Genomic DNA, 18,679 nt, shown 5'->3' on the forward strand with positions numbered 1-18,679 from the left:
TTTGCTCATCATGAACATTGCAACGAAGACGGTGAACGTGGTTCACGAAACGGCCGCACTTCTCGAAAAGCTCGGCGTCGCCAAGGAGCTCTACACCGGCGGCGACATGGCCTCCTTCTCGCCGGTCACAGGCGAACAGATCGCCAGCCTGAAGACGGTCTCGGCCGCTGAAGCCGCAGCCAAGATCGAAAAGGCCGACGCAGCTTTCCGCGCCTGGCGTCTCGTTCCGGCCCCCAAGCGGGGCGAACTGATCCGCCTGCTCGGCGAAGAACTGCGCGCCCACAAGGCCGACCTCGGCCGCCTGGTATCGATCGAAGCCGGCAAGATACCGTCGGAAGGCCTCGGCGAAGTGCAGGAAATGATCGACATCTGCGATTTCGCGGTCGGCCTCTCGCGCCAGCTCTACGGCCTGACGATCGCCACCGAACGTCCCGGCCACCGGATGATGGAAACCTGGCATCCGCTTGGCGTCATCGGCGTCATCTCCGCCTTCAATTTCCCGGTCGCCGTCTGGTCGTGGAATGCGGCGCTGGCGCTGGTCTGCGGCAATGCCGTCGTCTGGAAGCCTTCGGAAAAGACGCCGCTCACGGCACTTGCATCGCAGGCTATCTTTGAGCGCGCCCTTGCCCGCTTCGGCGATGCACCTGAAGGCCTCGCCCAGGTGCTGATCGGCGACCGTGCCATCGGCGAAGTGCTCGTCGATCATCCGAAGGTGCCGCTGGTTTCGGCGACCGGCTCCACCCGCATGGGCCGCGACGTCGGCCCGCGCCTTGCCAAGCGCTTTGCCCGCGCCATCCTCGAACTCGGCGGCAATAATGGTGGCATCGTGTGCCCCTCGGCCGACCTCGACATGGCCCTGCGCGCCATCGCCTTCGGCGCCATGGGCACGGCCGGCCAGCGCTGCACGACATTGCGCCGCCTGTTCGTTCACGAAAGCGTCTACGACAAGCTCGTTCCGCGCCTGAAGAAGGCTTACCAGAGCGTATCGGTCGGCAATCCGCTGGAATCGACCGCCCTCGTCGGTCCGCTGGTCGACAAGCCGGCGTTCGACAACATGCAGAAGGCGCTTGCCGAAGCCAAGGCCCATGGCGGCTCGGTCACGGGTGGCGATCGCGTCGATCTCGGCCATGCCGACAGCTACTATGTCAAACCCGCTCTCGTCGAAATGCCGAAGCAGGCAGGCCCGGTTCTCGAAGAGACCTTTGCGCCGATCCTGTACGTCATGAAGTACAGCGATTTCGACGCCGCCGTTGCCGAGCATAACGCCGTCGCAGCCGGCCTCTCGTCGTCGATCTTCACGCTCGACCTGCAGGAAGCCGAGCGGTTCCTGTCGCCTGACGGTTCCGACTGCGGCATCGCCAACGTCAATATCGGCACCTCGGGCGCCGAGATCGGCGGCGCGTTCGGCGGCGAGAAGGAAACGGGCGGCGGCCGCGAATCCGGCTCGGACTCGTGGAAGGCCTACATGCGGCGCGCCACCAACACGATCAACTATTCTAAGGCCCTGCCGCTGGCACAGGGCGTCTCGTTCGACATCGAATGATTGGCGCTTCGAACAGGATTGCACCATGACCATCAACACCAAGGTTGAGGAGGCGGGCTTTTCGCCCGCCTCGCGGATTTCCGCGATCGGCGTCTCGGAAATCCTGAAGATCGGCGCACGCGCACAAGCCATGAAGCGTGACGGCAAGCCGGTGATCATTCTCGGCGCCGGCGAACCCGATTTCGACACGCCGGACCACGTCAAGCGCGCGGCAACCGCGGCCATGCTCAGGGGCGAAACCAAATACACGGCGCTCGACGGAACTCCGGAACTGAAGGACGCGATCCGCAAGAAATTCGCGCGCGAAAACGATCTCTCCTACGAACAGGACGAAATCACCGTTGCGACCGGCGCCAAGCAGGTCCTCTTCAACGCGATGATGGCGACGCTCGACCCGGGCGACGAGGTGATCATCCCGACACCTTACTGGACCTCCTATTCGGACATCGTCGAAATCGCCGAGGGCAGGCCGGTGCTGATTGCCTGCGATGCCGGAGCCGGCTTCCGGCTGCGGGCCGAGCAGCTCGAAGCGGCGATCACGCCGAAGACGCGCTGGGTGATGTTGAACTCGCCATCCAACCCCTCGGGTGCGGCCTACAGCGCCGAGGACTACCGGCCGCTGCTCGACGTGCTCTTGAAATATCCGCATGTCTGGCTGCTGGTCGACGACATGTACGAACACATCGTCTACGATGGATTTCGTTTCGTGACCCCGGCCGCCCTGGAACCGCGCCTGAAGAACCGCACGCTGACGGTCAACGGCGTTTCCAAGGCCTATGCCATGACCGGCTGGCGCATCGGCTATGGCGGCGGTCCGCGCGCGCTGATCAAGGCGATGGCCGTCGTCCAGAGCCAGTCGACCTCCTGTCCGTCCTCGATCAGCCAGGCGGCTGCGGTCGAAGCCCTTAACGGACCGCAGGATTTCCTCAAGGAGCGCACCGAAAGCTTCAAGCGCCGCCGCGATCTGGTCGTCGCCGCGCTCAACGCCATAGACGGCCTCGAATGCCGCGTGCCGGAAGGGGCGTTCTATACCTTCTCGGGCTGCAGCGGCATGCTCGGCAAGACGACGCCCGGCGGCAAGCGGATCGAGACGGACACGGATTTTTGTGCCTATCTGCTCGAAGATGCGCATGTCGCGGTCGTGCCGGGTTCCGCCTTCGGCCTCTCGCCATTCTTCCGCATCTCCTATGCCACTTCGGAAGCGGAACTGCGCGAAGCACTTCAGCGGATTGCAAAGGCTTGCGCTGCCTTGCGCTGAATTCCCTTCACCGGCCGCGACAGCACCCGCGGCCGGGGATGGCTTTCGCGCCGCGCCGGGGAGCTTCGAAAGGATTTTGCGCCGCGGAGAATTGCTGCTATCCGGTAAGCCGCAACGAAGCGCGCGATGAGCCGTGAGCGGACACAGAGAGGGGCAACCGGAGCATGTTCTCCCGTTTACGGCAAACGACGGATATCATTGAAAAACTCAGGAAGACGTCGTTCGAGCCCGCGCATTCCGCCTATTACACGGGCAAGCCCGGACGGCCACTGAACCTGATCCTCAAGGCCCGCCACGACTTCCTGTCGATCTGGCGCAAGGGCGATTATACCGACCGCGTCACCCAGATGAAAATCTTCGGACGACAGATCGTCGTCGTCAATTCGCCGGACGCGATCCGCTATGTCGTCGCCAAACGGCACGAGAATTTCGAGCGCAAGACGCCTCAGATGCGCCGCGCGCTGGAGTTCCTGCTCGGCGACGGCCTGTTCATCTCCGATGGCGAAACCTGGAAGCAGCGCCGCCCGCTGGTCAACGATATCGTTCACAAGAACCGTGTGCCGGCGTTCGGCAAGATCATGGAAAACACGACCAGCGAGCTCGTCCAACGCTGGGAATCGTTGCCGGACGGTGCGCCCGTCAACGCGCTGTTCGAGATGGCGGGACTGACGGCCGAGATCATCTCGCGTTCCGTCTTCGGCAACGACCTCGGCGAAGAGGCGGCCAGCGCCGTCAGCGAGGGGTTCGAGAGCTATCAATCGCTGATCGATTCCGTCAACATCGGCTATTTTCTCGGCTTCGATGATGGCCTGCCGGTGCTGCGCACGCCGAAACTGCGCCGCTCCGTTTCGCGCATCCACCAGATCATCGACAAGGTGGTGGAGGACCATCTGGCCGGCCGCGGCGACAACAATTCGATGATCGAGCTCCTGGTGCGCCGGCAGAACCGCAATCCGGAGCTGAAGCTCGACGTGGTGGCGCTGCGCAACGAGGCGGCGACGATCTTCATGGCCGGCCATGAGACGACGGCGGCGACACTGACCTGGGCCTGGTACCTCTTGTCGCGGGCCGGCTGGGTGGAAAAATCCCTGCATGAGGAGATCGCCCGCGTCTGCGGCGACCGCGTGCCGACACTTGACGACATCCCGCAGCTCGAATGGTGCCGGGCGGTAATCGAGGAAACGCTCAGGCTCTATCCGCCGGTGCCGATTCTTGCGCGGCAGACGAACGAAGCCGACCGGATCGGCGATATCGACGTCAAGCCGGCTTCGCTGATCCTGATCGTGCCGTGGCTGCTGCATCGCACCGAGGCTTTTTTCAAGGACGCGCATCTGTTCAAGCCGGAGCGCTTCCTGAACGGGCAGAGACCGATCCCCTACAGCTACATCCCCTTTGCGAGCGGGCCGCGCGTGTGCCCCGGGCTGCAATTCGGCCTCACGGAGGCGATCCTGTGCCTGGCGATCCTCGCGCAGCGCTTCAGGGTGCGCGTTGCCGACGATGCCAGGGTCGAGCCGCAGTGCCGCCTGACGCTGCGGCCGCGCGGAGGCCTGCCGGTGACGCTGCACCGGCGAGAAAGGGTGTAGAGCCCATGGTCGAGGCGAACAAAAAGGCGAAGAGCGTTCCGGCGAAACGGTCCGCCTGGGTCTACAGCGCCCCGGCCGCGCCGCCGCTCGCGGATCTGTTTGCGAACGCCGACCGGCGCCGGGCGGCATTTCGCTACCATGTGACCGACAATATCCAGAACCTCCTCGACCTCGCCGTCCATTTCGGACTGAAAGCCATGCCGGCGCGGGTCTGTTCGGCGGCAGGCGCGCGGCTTGGCGCTTTTGTCATGCCTCGCTGGCATAAATCCGCAGTCAAGAAGGCGCGGAAGAACCTGGAGCGGCTTCTGCCGGATGCGACCGAAGAAGAACGCGACCGTATTCTGAAGCGAAACTGGGAAAACCAGGGACGCATCATGACGGAGTTCTCGATTGTCGGGCGTCTGGCGCGACGCGTCGTCTGGCACAATCTCAACTATTTCACCGAGTCCCACGCGAAGGGGCCGGTGATCATGGTCGGCATGCATCTCGGAAACTGGGAGATTTATGCCCCGAAGCTCGTTGAACTCGGACTGAACCCATCCGCCAACTATACGCCGCCCGCCGGACGGGCGCGGGCCTGGATCGCCGAGCGGGTCCGGCGCAAGCTGGGATACGGCCTTATGCCGCCGGGCAAGGAGGGGATACGGCCGGCGTTGAAGATATTGAAGGAAGGCGGTGCGATTTCGGTGTTCTGCGACGAGGGTTTTGCCGGCAAGATCCGTGGCCCGTTCTTCGATCGTCCTCCCCATCTCGAAGGCAATCTCGCGGTCGTCGTGCGGCTTGCCCGGCTGACGCAGGCGACAATCTGCCCGGGCTATATCCTGCGCAAGGAAGGGGCGCATTTCGAAGCTTTCGCGCTCCCGCCGATCACGCTGCCGCCAGAAAACAAACCCGGCGAGCGCCTGATTGACGACGTCCTGCTGCTCAATTCGATCATCGAGCCCGTCGTCCGCGCCCATCTCGACCAGTGGTATTTCCTCGACAACGCCCTTTGATCTTTATCCGGTCTCCAACGCCGTCCCCTGAAGTTCGGCGACAAGGGCGACAAAGCGCGATCCGGCGATCTCAAGCGGTCCGCTGTTGTCGATCGTCGTGACATCGGCCTCGTCGAGAATATCGGGTGTCTGCCGCTGCAGCCGTTTCAGGATGTCTGCTTCGCTCTCCCGCCCGCGAGCGACGAGGCGCTGAGCAAGCGCTGCCGGCGACGCGGTGATATTGACGACCACGACCTTCGGGAACACTTGCCGGAATTGATCGAGTGCGCCGCGGCTGCCATTGGCGATAACGATGCGCCCGGCACGCACGCGGTCGAGAGCCTCGCGAGGAATGCCATACTGCAGCCCGTGCGCCTTCCAGGCAACAGCGAAATCGCCCGCTGCAAGCCGGGCGTCGAAGTCGATCTCGGATACGCTCTCGTGATCCTCGCCGCCGGCATCAGAGGGACGGGTGATCACACGGCGGACGAAATCGATGTCGACGCGGCCGACGAAACGCTGCGCGACGAAGCCGATCACGCTGTCCTTGCCGGCACCGCTCGGGCCTACGACGACGACCATCGCGCCTGCGGGGTTCGTTGGATATCCGTCCATCAGGCGACCCGCCGGCCTTCGCGCCAGACGGACCGGACGACCGGGATGCCCTCCTGTCGGTGAACTCTCACGACGTCGGCGCGCAAGCCGGGGGCGATTCGGCCGCGATCATTGAGACCGACAGTGCGGGCTGGCGTCGCCGTCACCATGGCAAGCGCCTGCGGCAGGCTGACGCTTTCGACCTCGTCCGACAGCACGAAGGGCGCATGGATCAGGCTGAACGGCACGTAGTCGGAGGACAGCACGTCAAGAACACCGCGTTCGGCAAGGTCACGCGCCGCGATATTGCCGGAGTGCGACTTGCCCCGCACGATATTCGGCGCACCCATCAAGACGCTCAGGCCAGCCGCATGCGAGGCTTCCGCCGCTTCGAAGCTCGTCGGAAACTCGGCTAGGCGAATGCCGAAACCAACCGATTCCTCGACATGAGCGATGGTCGCGTCGTCGTGGCTGGCAATCGTGATGCCACGCTCGGCGCAGGCCCTAGCGATCTCGGTGCGATGCGGTCCGGCGTATTTGGCCGAAAGCGCCTGCTGGCGGGCACAGAACGCCGCGAAGGCCTCGTCCGTCATGCCGCGCTTGTTCTTGTAGTAGAGCGTGTACTGATCCATCGTCTGGAACTGGCGCTGGCCCGGCGCATGATCCATCAGCGAGACGAGGCCGACCTGCGGGTCGTTCTCGAATTCCTGGAAATGCGCAAGCACGTTATCGGTCGAGACCTCGCAGCGCAGGTGGATGCGATGGTCTGCGCGCAGGCGATTTTCCCTGGCGGCCTGCGCCAGCGCGTCCGCCATCTCGCGCATCTCGCCCTGCTCGAAGCCGCCGTCCTCGTCGGAGCCCATGCGCAGACAGTCGAACACCGTGGTGATGCCCGAGGTGACAACCTGCGCGTCATGCGCCTGGATCGCCGCCATCTTCAGCCAGCGAACGCCGGGGCGCGGCGAGTAATGCGCTTCCAGATGATCGGTGTGCAGCTCGACCAGGCCGGGAATCAGGTAATCGCCTTCGAAGTCCTCACCAGTGCGGGCGGCGCCTTCCGAGACATCGGCGATTTTGCCCCCGCGGATCAGCACCGAGCCGGTGAGGATCTGGTCCTCAAGCACGATGCGGGCATTGGAAAGAACGGTTTCAGCAGTCATGTCATGCCATCTTTCGTTGGGATGTGCCGCCAAGCGGCAAGAGCGTGTGGACGGTGAAAGGCGCGCCGCGCGCGTGTTCGGTAAACAGTGCCAGCGACGTGACAGAGAGCGGCTTGCCGATAAAGGGCGCGAAAATCTGCTCCAGCAGCGCCTTCATTGCAGCCTGCCGCTCCACCGGCACCGGGCCGGTCAACGTCATGTGGAACTGGAAGCTCTCGAACACATAAGGGTAGCCCCAGGAGAGCAGATTGCTCCGGTGCGCATCGCTCAGCGAATCCGGCTTGCGCCGCGAGAAATCCTCAGCCGAGAGAGGCGCCCGGAAAGGTTCGAAGCGCCGCACCGTCTCGTCGGCAAGCGCCTGCAGTTCCGCACAGTCCGCCGCCGGCACCAGCGCAAAAAACGGTCCGAGCTGCCCCAGCGTCATTTCCGGTATCTCGAAAGGCGGGCATTCGGCGGCAAAACCATCGAAGGCGGCAAGCAGCTGTGCTTCGGTTTTTGCCGCGGCAAGGCGAAACGGCGCCTTCAGCGTGCCGTGAAATCCGTAGCGGCGCGGATCGGCGGTCAGGGCCGTCAGTTCGGCTGCATCGAAATCCCCGGCAGCCTGGAGAGCCCTGGTTTCGCCGGTGAACGGATTGCTGCCCAGCCAGTTCGCCGCTGCGATCGTCAGCGGGTGGTCTTCGTCCGGCGTCAAATAGAATGCGTAGCGCACGGTCCATTTCCTATCGAGGGCGTCACGGGAACGTCGATCGGACGGGGCCGATGAGACGCCGTCGCTAACCGCTTTTCGTGACATTATCGTGATGGCCGGCGATGAACCGGCACGTTTTTCAATGTATTTTCTGGCCTATCAGTCGCGAGCGCAGAAGATTGGAGATGCTGTCGAAAATGAAAATGACGATGAGAATCAGGATAACCATGTAACAGACGTTTTCCCAGTCGGAATTCGTTCGCATCGCTTCCCAGAGTTTAAGGCCGATACCGCCGGCACCGACCGCGCCGATGATCGTCGCGGACCGCGTATTGGATTCCCAGAAATAGAGCGCCTGACTGGCAAAGACCGGCAGAACCTGCGGCAGCACGCCATACCGCTGCACGGCAAGCGGCGCGGCACCGACCGACTTCACACCCTCGCGCTGCTTGTCGTCGATATTCTCCAGTGCTTCCGAATAGAGCTTTCCGAGCGTGCCGGTATCGGTGAAGAAGATCGCCGACATGCCGGCCAGCGGCCCGGGGCCGAAGGCACGGGTGAAGAACAGCGCCCAGATCAGCATGTCGACGGAGCGCAGGAAGTCGAAGAAGCGCTTGGTGACCTGGTTGAGTACACCGTTGCGCGTGATGTTGCGCGCCGCCAGGAAGCACAGCGGAAAGGCGACGATCGAGGCAAACAAGGTGCCGACGAAGGCCATGACAATGGTCTGCAACAGCTTGGTCCAGACGTCGAGATGCTGCCATTCGGCATTGTAGAGAATGTTGTTCCAGGCGAGCGACAGGTTCGACCGCGCCGGATCGAGACGCTCTCCAGCGAAGATCAGGCCTGCCACTTCGCCGAAGGATTTGTTGAAGAACGGCGAGCTGGTGTCGAAGATGAAATTGGCCCAGCCGGGGAAGCGGTTGTGGATGCTGACCTTTTCCACATCGACATCTGCCCAGCCGGTCATGCCGAAGGCGAGCGTGATCTTTTCGCCCGGCCGCTTCTGTGTCGCCCAATCCGGCAGGTCGCCTTTTGGCTGCACGCCACGGCCGGGATCAAGATCGATCAGCAGCGTCTCGCCGTTATGCGTGGCGGTCACAGTGCGATCGACGACATCGACGCTGGTCGCGCTGTTGAAACTGATCGTTGCCCGGCTGACGACCTCTTCGCTGCTTCTTTCGGGTTTGACTTCGGCTTCCGCGCTGCGGCCGACTGCCGCTTTCGGCGCCATGAAGCTGAAGGTGGAGCTCTTTGGGAGAGCCTGCTGCGTCGCGGCCGGCGCATCGATGGTACGCTCTATCGTCTTCGTCTCGATCTTCACCCATTCCGGCCTGGCATCGGGACCGAGCGGCGAGAAGCGCGGATAGACGACCTGCATCGCCCCGTCGGCGGCGATCTTGATATCCGGGCGAACTTCGTACGAGACCCAGTCGGCCAGGTACGTGCCGGCGATGCCCCAATTGGCGTTCGTCAGGACCTGGCCGATCGAAAAGAACCACCAGCTATAGATCATGTAGAGCGCGATGCCGGCAAAGATCAGGGCCGAGCGGATGCGCTTGCGCGACGAACCATGGATCAGATGCGGATGCCGGGCGGCGATCGCTTCCATCTCGGCGGCGTTCATCATGGTGTTGACGGTCATGGTCCGCTCCTATTGCGCAAGCTGGAAGGCCTGGTCGCCGACGAGGCGGCGGCGCAGCCATGCGGAAAACTGATCGACGGCGATGATCGTCGAGAACAACAGGATGATGATGGCGAGCGTCTTTGCCTCATGCGCCTGGCCGATCGACAGCCGCAGCGGCTCGCCGATACCGCCGCCGCCGACGGCGCCGATGATGGTCGAGGCGCGCACGTTGATCTCGAGCCTGAGCAGCGCGTAGCTCATGAAATTGGGCAGGACCTGCGGCACCATGCCGAACCAGACCCGTTCGATCCAGTTGCCGCCGGTGGCCCTGAGCCCCTCTTCCGGCCGCATGTCGGCATTTTCGACAACTTCGAAGAACAGCTTACCCAGCGCGCCGACCGTATGGATCGATACGGCGATCATCGCCGGGATCGGCCCGAGGGACAGGATGGCGAGGAAGAAGCCGGCGATGACCACTTCCGGAAAAGCCCGCAATATCTCCATGAGGCGGCGGACGAGGCCCCGCACCCAAGGGTTCGGCATCAGGTTGCGGGCCGCAAGGAAGCAGAGGATGAAGCCGAAGAACATGCCGAAAATGGTGGAGAAGATCGCGATATTCAGCGTTTCCAGCATCCTGTAGACATATTCCGGCACGTAGATCGTGTCCGTCAGATACATCCGGCCTTCAGGATAGTTGTACTTGAGGCTGCCGTCGTCATAGGGCGAGGCTAGATCGAACATGGCGCGGCCGATTTCGGCGCCGTCGCGCGGCACGAGATCGCCGACGAAATCGAAGAAATAGGGCAGCCGGTCGAAGAACTTGCCGGCATTGGTCTCGTTGGCAAACCAGAGAGACCCGGAGAGAGCCATGGCAAGCAGTGCAAGACCTATGAAAGTGTAGGTCCGGCGACGCAGATTGAGCTCCTGCCAGTGGCGTTCGACCACAGCGCCGTTATCGCTCAAGGTCGGGAAAGGCGCTGACGTGGCCATGGAATCTCCGGCAAAACGAGGCGGCTTCAGCGGACATCATGCCCCTGAAGCCTGTCCAGACGCGGAACGCTGGCCGGCAGGACCGGCCAGCGTCTTGAATTCAGGCGATATCAGCCGCCGATGGTCGACTTGCGGGCGTCGATGATCGGCTTGTAGAAATCGGAGTTGACTTCGACGAAGCCCTTGTACTCGCCGCCTTCGACAGCCGCGAAGCAGGCCGCATCGGTCTTCGGCAGGTCGAGCATGAACTGCTTGAACTTGGCCTTGATGTCGGCGCTGAGCGACGAACGGACAACGGTCGGGCCGTTCGGGATCAGCGGCGAGCGCCACAGTTCGACCAGGTCGTTCATGTCGAGGATGCCCTTGTCGACCATCTTGCGCAGGTTGCCGGAGGTGTAGCCTTCCTTGAAGTCGCCGATGCCCGAACCGAAGGTCGTGCCGGCATCGAAGGTGCCCTTCAGCACTTCCAGCACCAGGTTTTCATGGCCGCCGCCGAAGCCGGTCTCGGCGAAGAATTCCTTGACCGGCATGCCGATCGTTTCCGGGAGGGTGACGTTCGGGATCAGGTAGCCGGAGGTGGAGTCCGGATCGGCAAAGCCGAGCTTCTTGCCCTTGAGGTCCTCGATCTTGGTGAAGCCCTTGTCCTTGCGAGCGACCATGATCGAGTAATAGCCGGTCGAACCGTCGGTCTGTTCGGTCGTCAGGATCGGCTCGACGGCGTCAGCCTTGGCGAGGTAGATCTTGGCGTAGCCGGAAGCACCGAGTTCGGCAAAATCGAGCGTGCCGCCGAGCAGACCCTGGATGACGCCGTCGTAGTCCGCCGCCGGGAAGAACGACACCTTCTCGACGTTGAGCGCGGTTTTCAGGTGATCGCCGAGGCACTGGAAGTTGCGCAGGCGGTCGGCTTCGTTTTCGCCGCCAATGATACCGACGCGGAATTCCTTGAGGTCTTCAGCCTGAACGTGGCCGATCAGGGCAAAGAGCGCAACGGCGCTCAGAAGGGCTTTCTTCAACATAGAGTCTTCTCCTGTTATCCCGGCGGCGCCGGTTCACATTCGGTTGCGAGGATGCGCCCGTGACGTGGGCTTTCGATCCTGGCGGGCGCTTACAGCCCGGCCAGTGCCAGCGGCTTGACGCCGGCGGATTTCTGATTGTCCTGCGCGGCAGGAATGCTGATGCTGGTCGAGGTCATCGATTCCTCGATTTGCGCACCGCCTCCGTAGATTTCAGCGACGGCCGCCGCCGTCAGGTCCCTGGGCTGACCATCGAAAACCACGCGGCCATGTGCCATGCCGATGATCCGCTCGCAGTAATTGCGCGCCGTATCCAGCGTGTGCAGATTGGTGACGACGGTGATGCCGTCGCGCTCGTTGATGTCGCGCAGCGCATCCATGACGATCTTTGCATTGAGCGGATCGAGCGAGGCGATCGGCTCGTCGGCGAGCAGCATCTTCGGCTGCTGCATGAGGGCGCGGGCGATGGCGACGCGCTGCTGCTGGCCGCCGGAAAGCGTGCCTGCCGGCTGCAGCGCCGTCTGCTCGATGCCGAGCCGCTCCAGCGCGCCGATCGCCATGATGCGTTCCTCGCGGGTGAACATGTTGAGAATGCTGAGCACCGTCGAACGGTGATTGAGGCGGCCAAGCAGCACGTTGGTCAGTACATCGAGACGCGGCACCAGATTGAACTGCTGGAAGATCATCGCGCAATCGCGCTGCCACCTGCGCAGCGCCGCACCGCGCAGCGAGGAGACCTCGAGATCGCCGAAATGGATGGAGCCCGACGATACGTCGTTGAGCCGGTTGATCATCCGCAGCAGCGTCGACTTGCCCGCGCCGGACCGGCCGATGATGCCGACCATCTGACCCTGCGGAATGTCGAAGGTAACCGAGTTGACGGCGATCTTCTTGCCGAACTGTCGCGTTACGTTCTTCAGCTGGAACATGGGCACTCGTCCTCTTTGGCAGTGGGACCGATCATCGGTCGACCTTTGCATTAGCGGCGCATGATGAAGGGGGAATGTCAGTTCGATGTCTGTTTTGTTACAGTCCACAAACCCCGGCGGCACAGGGTTGGCAGGGGCTGAAATCAGGCATTGTGACGGATGAGAAATGCGTCGGCATCCAGCATCCTGAAATCATTCAGCGCATCGCGGAGCTTCGCATGATCCCAGTCCCACCAAGCGAGCTTTTCGAAGCGCTCGGCGATCTCCCGGCCGAAGCGCTCGCGGATCGGCTTTGCCGGAACACCGCCGACGATCGTGTAGGGCGCAACGTCCTTCGCCACGACAGCTCCCGCGCCGATCACCGCGCCATTGCCGACGGTGACGCCCGGCAACACCGTCGCTCCATGGCCGATCCAGACGTCATGGCCGATGACGACCCGATTTTTCCGCCGCCAGGCGAAGAAATCCTGTTCCACGTCAGCATCCGGCCAATAGCTGGAGGCGCGATAGGTGAAGTGATGCAGCGTCGCCCGCCATGTCGGATGGTTGGTGGCGTTGATGCGCACGGAGGCCGCCAAATTGGCGAATTTGCCGATCGTTGCGCACCAGATCGACCCATCCCGTTCAATATAGGAATAATCACCGAATTCGACCTCGTCGATCCGGCAGCGTTCGCCCACCTCGGTATATCGGCCAAGCGTCGATTCGCTGACGGTCGCCGTCGGATGGATCGTCGGCTGTTCGGCCAGTTTCTTGATCATGCGGCAGCCTTTCTGGGCGAGAAGGCAGAGACGTCGAGGATGCGGTCTGCAACGGCGTCGCGCACCTCCTCGTCATGGAAGATGCCGAGAAGTGCGACCCCTTCGGCCTTCTTGCCGGCGATCATCTCGACCACGACGCGGCGGTTTTGCGCGTCGAGCGACGCCGTCGGCTCGTCGAGCAGAAGGACCGCATGGTCGGTGATGAAACCGCGGGCAATATTGACGCGCTGCTGCTCACCACCGGAGAAGGTCGCCGGCGGCAATTGCCAGAGTTCACGCGGCAGGTTGAGCTTTGCCAGCAGATCGGACGCCTTTTCGCTTGCCTCCGGATGGGAAACGCCGCGCGCCAGGAGCGGCTCGGCAACGACGTCGAGAGCCGACACGCGGGGAACGACGCGCAGGAACTGGCTGACATAGCCGAGCGTGTCGCGGCGGACCTCAAGCACCGAGCGCGGCGCGGCGCTGGCGAGATCGACCAGACGGCCGCGATGCTCGATCAGGATCTGTCCGGCATCGACGGCGTAGTTGCCATAGAGCATCTTCAGGATCGAACTCTTGCCGACGCCGGACGGACCGCCGAGCACGACGCATTCACCCTTTTTGACGGAAAAGGAAACGCCGGCGACCACCGGCAAGGTGATGCCGTCGCGTAGATGCATGGTGAAGCTCTTGGCGACTTCGGAAACAACAAGCGGTGTCGGCATGTCTGTTCTTCCTGTTGGAGCATGTTCCGTGCGAACACTGGTTCCGGCTTCACGGGCCCGTGCTCAGACCTGCAGAATGGAGGAAACGAGAAGCTGGGTGTAGGGCTCGCGCGGATCGTCGAGCACGCGGTCGGTCAAGCCCTCTTCGATCACCACACCGTCTTTCATCACCATCATTCGATGCGAGAGAAGGCGGGCGACGGCGAGGTCATGGGTGACGATGATCGCCGACAGGCCGAGGTCGTGGACGAGGCCGCGCACCAGGTCCAGCAGGCGCGCCTGCACTGAAACGTCGAGGCCGCCGGTCGGCTCATCCATGAAGACGAGACGCGGGGAGGTGACGAGATTGCGGGCGATCTGCAGCCGCTGGCGCATGCCGCCGGAAAAAGCGCGCGGCTGATCGTCGATGCGGTCTTCCTCGATCTCGACACGGCGCAGCCAGTCGGTGGCGGTGGCCCGGATTTGCCCGTAGTGCCGGTCGCCGACTGCCATCAGCCGCTCGCCGACATTGGCGCCGGCCGAAACCGTCATGCGCAGGCCATCGGCCGGGTTCTGATGAACAAAACCCCAGTCCGTGCGCATCAGGAAACGGCGCTCGGCCTCGCCCATGCGGGCAAGATCGCGGTATTGGCCGTCACGCATGTGATATTCGACGACGCCGGAGGTCGGCATAAGCCGCGTGGAAAGGCAGGAGAGCAGCGTCGTCTTGCCGGAACCGGATTCGCCGACGATGGCCAGCACTTCGCCCGGCCAGAGCTCGAAGGAGACATTGCGACAGCCGATACGCCCGCCGTAGAATTTCGAGATGTCGCTGACCTTGAGGAGGGGTGTTGTCGTCATCTCTGCATCTCCTTCGTGCCGTGCAGAGGGTTACCCCCCTCCGTCCTGCCGGACATCTCCCCCTCAAGGGGGGAGATCGGCTGGACGCACCACACAGCCCAGCCCACCGCCGGGATTTGCCGCAACGGCGAAAGTACGAATGGAGACGGAGGGCTCAGCCGCTCGATCTCCCCCCTTGAGGGGGAGATGTCACGAAGTGACAGAGGGGGGTAACCCCTCGGTAAACGCTCAGCCGACCCGCTCATTCCGCTGCCTCCTGTCGCGCCAGCATCTCACCGGCATGGCCATGCGCCCGCCGATCCTCGCAGTGATCGGTATCGGAGCAGACGAACATGCGACCGCCGTGGTCATCGAGCACGACCTCGTCGAGATAAACGTGCTCGGCGCCGCAGAGCGCGCAGGGCTTGTCGAAATGCTGGATCTCGAACGGATGGTCCTCGAAGTCGAGGCTGACGACCTCGGTATGGGGCGGCACGGCGTAGATGCGCTTTTCGCGGCCGGCGCCGAACAGCTGCAGCGCCTCCGACATGTGCATTTTCGGATTGTCGAACTTCGGCGTCGGCGAAGGATCCATCACATAGCGATCTTCGACCTTGACCGGATAGGCATAGGTCGTGGCGATATGGCCGTTGCGGGCGATGTCCTCATAGAGCTTGACATGCATGAGGCCGTATTCCTCCAGCGCATGCATCTTGCGGGTCTCGGTCTCGCGCGGTTCGAGGAACCGTAACGGTTCCGGAATCGGCACCTGATAGACCAGTGTCTGGCCGGTCTTCAGCCGTTCCTCCGGAATGCGGTGGCGGGTCTGGATGATCGTCGCCTCACTGGTCTTCGTCGTCACAGCGACATTGGCGACCTTCTGGAAGAAGGCGCGGATCGAGACGGCATTGGTCGTGTCGTCTGCGCCCTGGTCGATGACCTTCAGCACGTCATCCGGCCCGAGGATCGCCGCCGTCACCTGCACACCGCCGGTGCCCCAGCCGTAGGGCATCGGCATTTCGCGCGACGCGAAGGGAACCTGATAGCCGGGTATGGCGATCGCCTTAAGGATCGCCCGGCGGATCATCCGCTTGGTCTGCTCGTCGAGATAGGCGAAGTTGTATGTGGCAAGGTCAGGCATTGTCGATTACCTTGAGATGCAGAGGACCACGGGAGAAAGATCCGGAATGGAAGCCGAACCCAGCGTCTTCAACGTGCTGCCGCTCTTTCTGGCGGGGCTTGTCGTGCTGGTGATCGTCATCCTGGGCGACCGCGCCGCGAGAAAGAGGAAAAGCCAGGCGGCGGGATCGGGTGGCGACGGCGGCCTCTATGCGTCGGGCGACGGGGATACCGGCGGCGACTGTGGCGGCGGAGACGGTGGGGGCGACTGATCCACCGTGCGATAACGGCAATATCATTCGGGCGCCTCCTCCAAACGGGAATACGTCTCGAGCCGCTCTGCAAGCGTACCGCTGTGCAGTTCGAAGAGATGGTTGTCGGCGTCGTGGAAGTAGATCGACCGCCCCTGGCCTTCCACGCGCGGGGGCGGCGGCATGACATCGAGATTGAGCGAGCGGATGCGTTCGAGATAAATATCGATATCCTCATCCCTTATCTTGAAGGCGACGTGATCATACGTGCGTTCGCTCAGGCCCTTGCCTTGAATGATCGCGATCCAGAGATCGCCGACGGTGAAGAATTTTTCCGGTGCTTGCGAGATCTGCTTTTCGCCGCTCTCGTAAACCTGCTTGGCGCCGAAAACCGTTTCGAGGATCTCCGTCATCCGGTCGAGATCGCTGACGATGAAAGTGATGTGGGAGAGATCCTCGATCATTCCGCCGCCTCCCGGACCCCGCCGGACTTTGCGTCATATTCGGCGCGCATGCGGCGGACGAGATCGAGTTCGGCCTGGAAATCGACGTAGTGCGGCAGCTTCAGGTGCTCGACGAAACCGGTCGCCTGGACGTTGTCGGAATGCGAAATGACGAATTCCTCGTCCTGCGCCGGTGCGACGATATCCTCGCCGAACTCCTCTGCCCGAAGCGCCCGATCGACCAGCGACATCGCCATCGCCTTGCGTTCGCTCTGGCCGAAGACGAGACCATAGCCGCGGGTGAATTGCGGTGGGTTGCTGGCCGAGCCCTTGAACTGGTTGACCATCTGGCATTCCGTGACCTGGATGCGGCCCAGCGACACCGCAAAACCGAGCTCCGGCATGTCGAGTTCGACCTCGACCTCACCGATGCGGACTTCGCCAACGAAGGGATGGGTCCGGGCATAGCCGCGCTGCGTCGAATAGGCGAGCGCCAGCAGAAAGCCTTCGTCGCCGCGCGCCAAGGCCTGAAGGCGCAGGTCGCGGGCCAAGGGAAACTCAAGCGGCTCGCGCGTCAGGTCGCCCGGGACATGGTCCTGCGGCAACCTGCCGTCGGCTTCGATCAGCCCTTCATCGGCGAGAATATCGCAAACGCGCATCATCGCGCTCTCGTCAGCCTGCTTGCGGACCGGATCGGCGACCGGCTCGTCCGTAAGCAGCGACGGGTCGAGCAGGCGGTGGGTATAGTCGAAGGTTGCCCCGAGCAGCTGGCCGCCGGGCAGATCCTTGTAGGTCGCCGAGACGCGGCGCTCGATCTTCATCCTGGCCGTATCGATCGCCACCGACAGGCCGAACCGTGGCAGCGTCGTGCGATAGGCGCGAAGGATGAAGATCGCTTCGATCATGTCGCCGCGCGCCTGCCGCAGGGCAAGCGCTGCCAGCTCGCGGTCGTAAAGCGAGGCTTCCGCCATGACGCGATCGACGGCGAGGCCGAGCTGGGCGACGATCTGGTCGATGGAGATCGCGGGCAGCGACCGGTCTCCCCGGCGGCGGTCGGCGAGAAGGCGGTGCGCATTGGCGATGGCGGTTTCGCCACCCTTGACGGCAACATACATGCTCAGACCTCCCGAGGGCGAAGCTTGGTGGTGCGCGGCAGGCAGAGAACGTCCGTGCCGGCGACCAGGATCAGATCGACGCCCCTTGGAAACAGCGCGCTATTTTCCGCCCAGAGCGTGAGGATAATGTCCGGCAGGCCCATCGGAGAAACGACGGCCTCGCCGTTGATGCCGGGCCCGGTGGCAGTCAACCGGGCACCGCCTTTAAGCGCTGCGATTTCAAGCACCAGCGTTGCCGAACGATCCGGATATTCCTGCGTTCCGAGCGCGAACTGATCGAAGCCCGGAACAATGCCGCCGGCCTCCACGAAGACGAAACGGGCCTGCGGCTTGACGTCGGTCGGCGCGGCCCCGGTATGGAAGGACAGCCAGGCCGGCACCGAGGATCTGGCAAGGGCGGGGCTCAGCCAGACTGGGGTTCCGTCGTCGCACAGCGTCAGCGCAATCGCTCCGGCTCCTGGACCGAGCGGCGCCGGCGGCGCCGCCGAAGCGCCAAGCGCCGTGATCGTGCCCGGACGCGCCATGGCATCCATCAGCGCCCGGAACACGGCCTGCGACTGGAACACGGGATCGGCAAAGGCACCGGCATAGGCGCTGGCGTGGATCTCGGCTTGAACGCCCATCAGTCGTCTCCCCGCACCATGGTGAAAAAATCAACCCGCGTTGCCGCGGTCTGTTCGGCGCGCTTGCGATCCTCGGCGGCGATGCGCCTTTCCACCGCGTCGACCAGCGCGTCGACAGCCTGCCGGTGTTCGTGCCGCTGGCGAAGCGCGTCGAAAACCGCCGCCAGGCGGGCTCTTTCGCGATCATTGCCAAGCAGCTGGCCATGGCCGATCTCGCCGGAGCCCAGGCGCACAGTGGCGCGGCTCACCGTTGCCTCGCCGAGATTGAAGGGATCGCCCCGGCCGCCGATTCGACCGCGCACCATGACCAGGCCGCTTTCCGGCCCGCGCACCGCATGCACCTCCGGCTTGGCCTTGATCGCCTGCCAACCTGCCTGGAGTTCCTCGGTCGACGCTTTGGCCAGCAATTCCATCGCCCGCTTGCGCCCATTCACCGCCGCGCTGCCATCTTGTTTGATCGGGTCCATTGCTTCCATCCGAAATGT

At 63.3% G+C, this 18,679-nt stretch carries 20 protein-coding genes; 5 read left to right on the top strand and 15 right to left on the bottom strand.

Features of this window, described 5'->3' with window-relative positions:
* Positions 1-10: 10 nt before the first annotated feature.
* The 4 genes from amaB to JNB71_RS19930 all read left to right on the top strand — a co-directional run bounded on the left by amaB (position 11) and on the right by JNB71_RS19930 (position 5,379).
* The gene (amaB, locus tag JNB71_RS19915) at positions 11-1,543 is read left to right on the top strand and encodes an L-piperidine-6-carboxylate dehydrogenase (protein ID WP_220373524.1); all 1,533 of its coding nucleotides are present in this window, start codon (positions 11-13) and stop codon (positions 1,541-1,543) included.
* A gap of 25 nt (positions 1,544-1,568) precedes the next feature.
* The gene (locus JNB71_RS19920) at positions 1,569-2,801 is read left to right on the top strand and encodes a pyridoxal phosphate-dependent aminotransferase (protein WP_220373525.1); all 1,233 of its coding nucleotides are present in this window, start codon (positions 1,569-1,571) and stop codon (positions 2,799-2,801) included.
* Between the two features lie 164 nt (positions 2,802-2,965).
* Complete coding sequence (locus JNB71_RS19925) at positions 2,966-4,384, top strand: cytochrome P450 (RefSeq protein ID WP_220373526.1); 1,419 nt, start codon at positions 2,966-2,968, stop codon at positions 4,382-4,384.
* A gap of 5 nt (positions 4,385-4,389) precedes the next feature.
* Positions 4,390-5,379, top strand: a complete 990-nt coding sequence (locus tag JNB71_RS19930; protein ID WP_220373527.1) for a lysophospholipid acyltransferase family protein — start codon at positions 4,390-4,392, stop codon at positions 5,377-5,379.
* A gap of 3 nt (positions 5,380-5,382) precedes the next feature.
* Here JNB71_RS19930 and phnN read toward each other — a convergent pair whose 3' ends face one another.
* The 11 genes from phnN to JNB71_RS19985 all read right to left on the bottom strand — a co-directional run bounded on the left by phnN (position 5,383) and on the right by JNB71_RS19985 (position 15,784).
* Positions 5,383-5,973 carry a phosphonate metabolism protein/1,5-bisphosphokinase (PRPP-forming) PhnN gene (gene phnN, locus JNB71_RS19935; protein WP_220373528.1) on the bottom strand — a complete coding sequence of 197 codons (591 nt, stop codon included), beginning with the start codon at positions 5,971-5,973 and terminating at the stop codon, positions 5,383-5,385.
* Positions 5,973-7,112 (bottom strand): alpha-D-ribose 1-methylphosphonate 5-triphosphate diphosphatase, encoded by a 1,140-nt coding sequence (locus JNB71_RS19940; RefSeq protein ID WP_220373529.1) that lies wholly within the window; start codon positions 7,110-7,112, stop codon positions 5,973-5,975. The genes phnN and JNB71_RS19940 overlap by 1 nt, the downstream gene beginning before the upstream one ends.
* A gap of 1 nt (position 7,113) precedes the next feature.
* Positions 7,114-7,821, bottom strand: a complete 708-nt coding sequence (locus tag JNB71_RS19945) for a DUF1045 domain-containing protein (protein ID WP_220373530.1) — start codon at positions 7,819-7,821, stop codon at positions 7,114-7,116.
* A gap of 118 nt (positions 7,822-7,939) precedes the next feature.
* Positions 7,940-9,445 carry a phosphonate ABC transporter, permease protein PhnE gene (phnE, locus tag JNB71_RS19950; protein ID WP_220373531.1) on the bottom strand — a complete coding sequence of 502 codons (1,506 nt, stop codon included), beginning with the start codon at positions 9,443-9,445 and terminating at the stop codon, positions 7,940-7,942.
* 9 nt (positions 9,446-9,454) lie between these two features.
* On the bottom strand, positions 9,455-10,417 hold the full coding sequence (phnE, locus tag JNB71_RS19955) for a phosphonate ABC transporter, permease protein PhnE (RefSeq protein ID WP_220373532.1): 963 nt from the start codon (positions 10,415-10,417) through the stop codon (positions 9,455-9,457).
* Positions 10,418-10,527: 110 nt separating this feature from the next.
* Positions 10,528-11,433 carry a phosphonate ABC transporter substrate-binding protein gene (gene phnD, locus JNB71_RS19960; RefSeq protein ID WP_220373533.1) on the bottom strand — a complete coding sequence of 302 codons (906 nt, stop codon included), beginning with the start codon at positions 11,431-11,433 and terminating at the stop codon, positions 10,528-10,530.
* 89 nt (positions 11,434-11,522) lie between these two features.
* Positions 11,523-12,359: a phosphonate ABC transporter ATP-binding protein gene (gene phnC, locus JNB71_RS19965; protein ID WP_220373534.1), complete on the bottom strand. Its 837-nt coding sequence runs from the start codon at positions 12,357-12,359 to the stop codon at positions 11,523-11,525.
* A gap of 143 nt (positions 12,360-12,502) precedes the next feature.
* Entirely contained in the window at positions 12,503-13,120 is a 618-nt protein-coding gene (locus JNB71_RS19970; RefSeq protein ID WP_220373535.1) for a DapH/DapD/GlmU-related protein, read from the bottom strand.
* Positions 13,117-13,824, bottom strand: coding sequence for a phosphonate C-P lyase system protein PhnL (gene phnL, locus JNB71_RS19975; protein WP_220373536.1), 708 nt, complete (start codon positions 13,822-13,824; stop codon positions 13,117-13,119). Before phnL ends, JNB71_RS19970 begins: the two co-directional genes overlap by 4 nt.
* A 63-nt stretch (positions 13,825-13,887) precedes the next feature.
* Positions 13,888-14,664, bottom strand: a complete 777-nt coding sequence (gene phnK, locus JNB71_RS19980) for a phosphonate C-P lyase system protein PhnK (RefSeq protein ID WP_220373537.1) — start codon at positions 14,662-14,664, stop codon at positions 13,888-13,890.
* 241 nt (positions 14,665-14,905) lie between these two features.
* Positions 14,906-15,784 carry an alpha-D-ribose 1-methylphosphonate 5-phosphate C-P-lyase PhnJ gene (locus JNB71_RS19985; protein ID WP_220373538.1) on the bottom strand — a complete coding sequence of 293 codons (879 nt, stop codon included), beginning with the start codon at positions 15,782-15,784 and terminating at the stop codon, positions 14,906-14,908.
* Between the two features lie 46 nt (positions 15,785-15,830).
* Here JNB71_RS19985 and JNB71_RS19990 point away from each other — a divergent pair, with 46 nt between their 5' ends.
* Complete coding sequence (locus JNB71_RS19990) at positions 15,831-16,034, top strand: hypothetical protein (protein ID WP_220373539.1); 204 nt, start codon at positions 15,831-15,833, stop codon at positions 16,032-16,034.
* A 23-nt stretch (positions 16,035-16,057) separates the two neighbouring features.
* Here the strand turns inward: JNB71_RS19990 and fosX are convergent, their stop codons facing one another.
* From fosX to phnG, 4 genes are read right to left on the bottom strand one after another with little or no spacing between them, the layout of a single operon-like run.
* A complete protein-coding gene (gene fosX / locus JNB71_RS19995; protein ID WP_220373540.1) occupies positions 16,058-16,477 on the bottom strand; it encodes a FosX/FosE/FosI family fosfomycin resistance hydrolase in 420 nt (139 codons plus the stop codon).
* Complete coding sequence (locus JNB71_RS20000) at positions 16,474-17,571, bottom strand: carbon-phosphorus lyase complex subunit PhnI (RefSeq protein ID WP_220373541.1); 1,098 nt, start codon at positions 17,569-17,571, stop codon at positions 16,474-16,476. The genes fosX and JNB71_RS20000 overlap by 4 nt, the downstream gene beginning before the upstream one ends.
* 2 nt (positions 17,572-17,573) lie before the next feature.
* Positions 17,574-18,194: a phosphonate C-P lyase system protein PhnH gene (gene phnH, locus JNB71_RS20005; protein ID WP_220373542.1), complete on the bottom strand. Its 621-nt coding sequence runs from the start codon at positions 18,192-18,194 to the stop codon at positions 17,574-17,576.
* Positions 18,194-18,661, bottom strand: coding sequence for a phosphonate C-P lyase system protein PhnG (gene phnG, locus JNB71_RS20010; RefSeq protein ID WP_220373543.1), 468 nt, complete (start codon positions 18,659-18,661; stop codon positions 18,194-18,196). Before phnG ends, phnH begins: the two co-directional genes overlap by 1 nt.
* Between the last annotated feature and the right edge of the window lie 18 nt (positions 18,662-18,679).

This window comes from Rhizobium herbae (assembly GCF_019511375.1).
GTDB lineage: Bacteria > Pseudomonadota > Alphaproteobacteria > Rhizobiales > Rhizobiaceae > Pararhizobium > Pararhizobium herbae_A.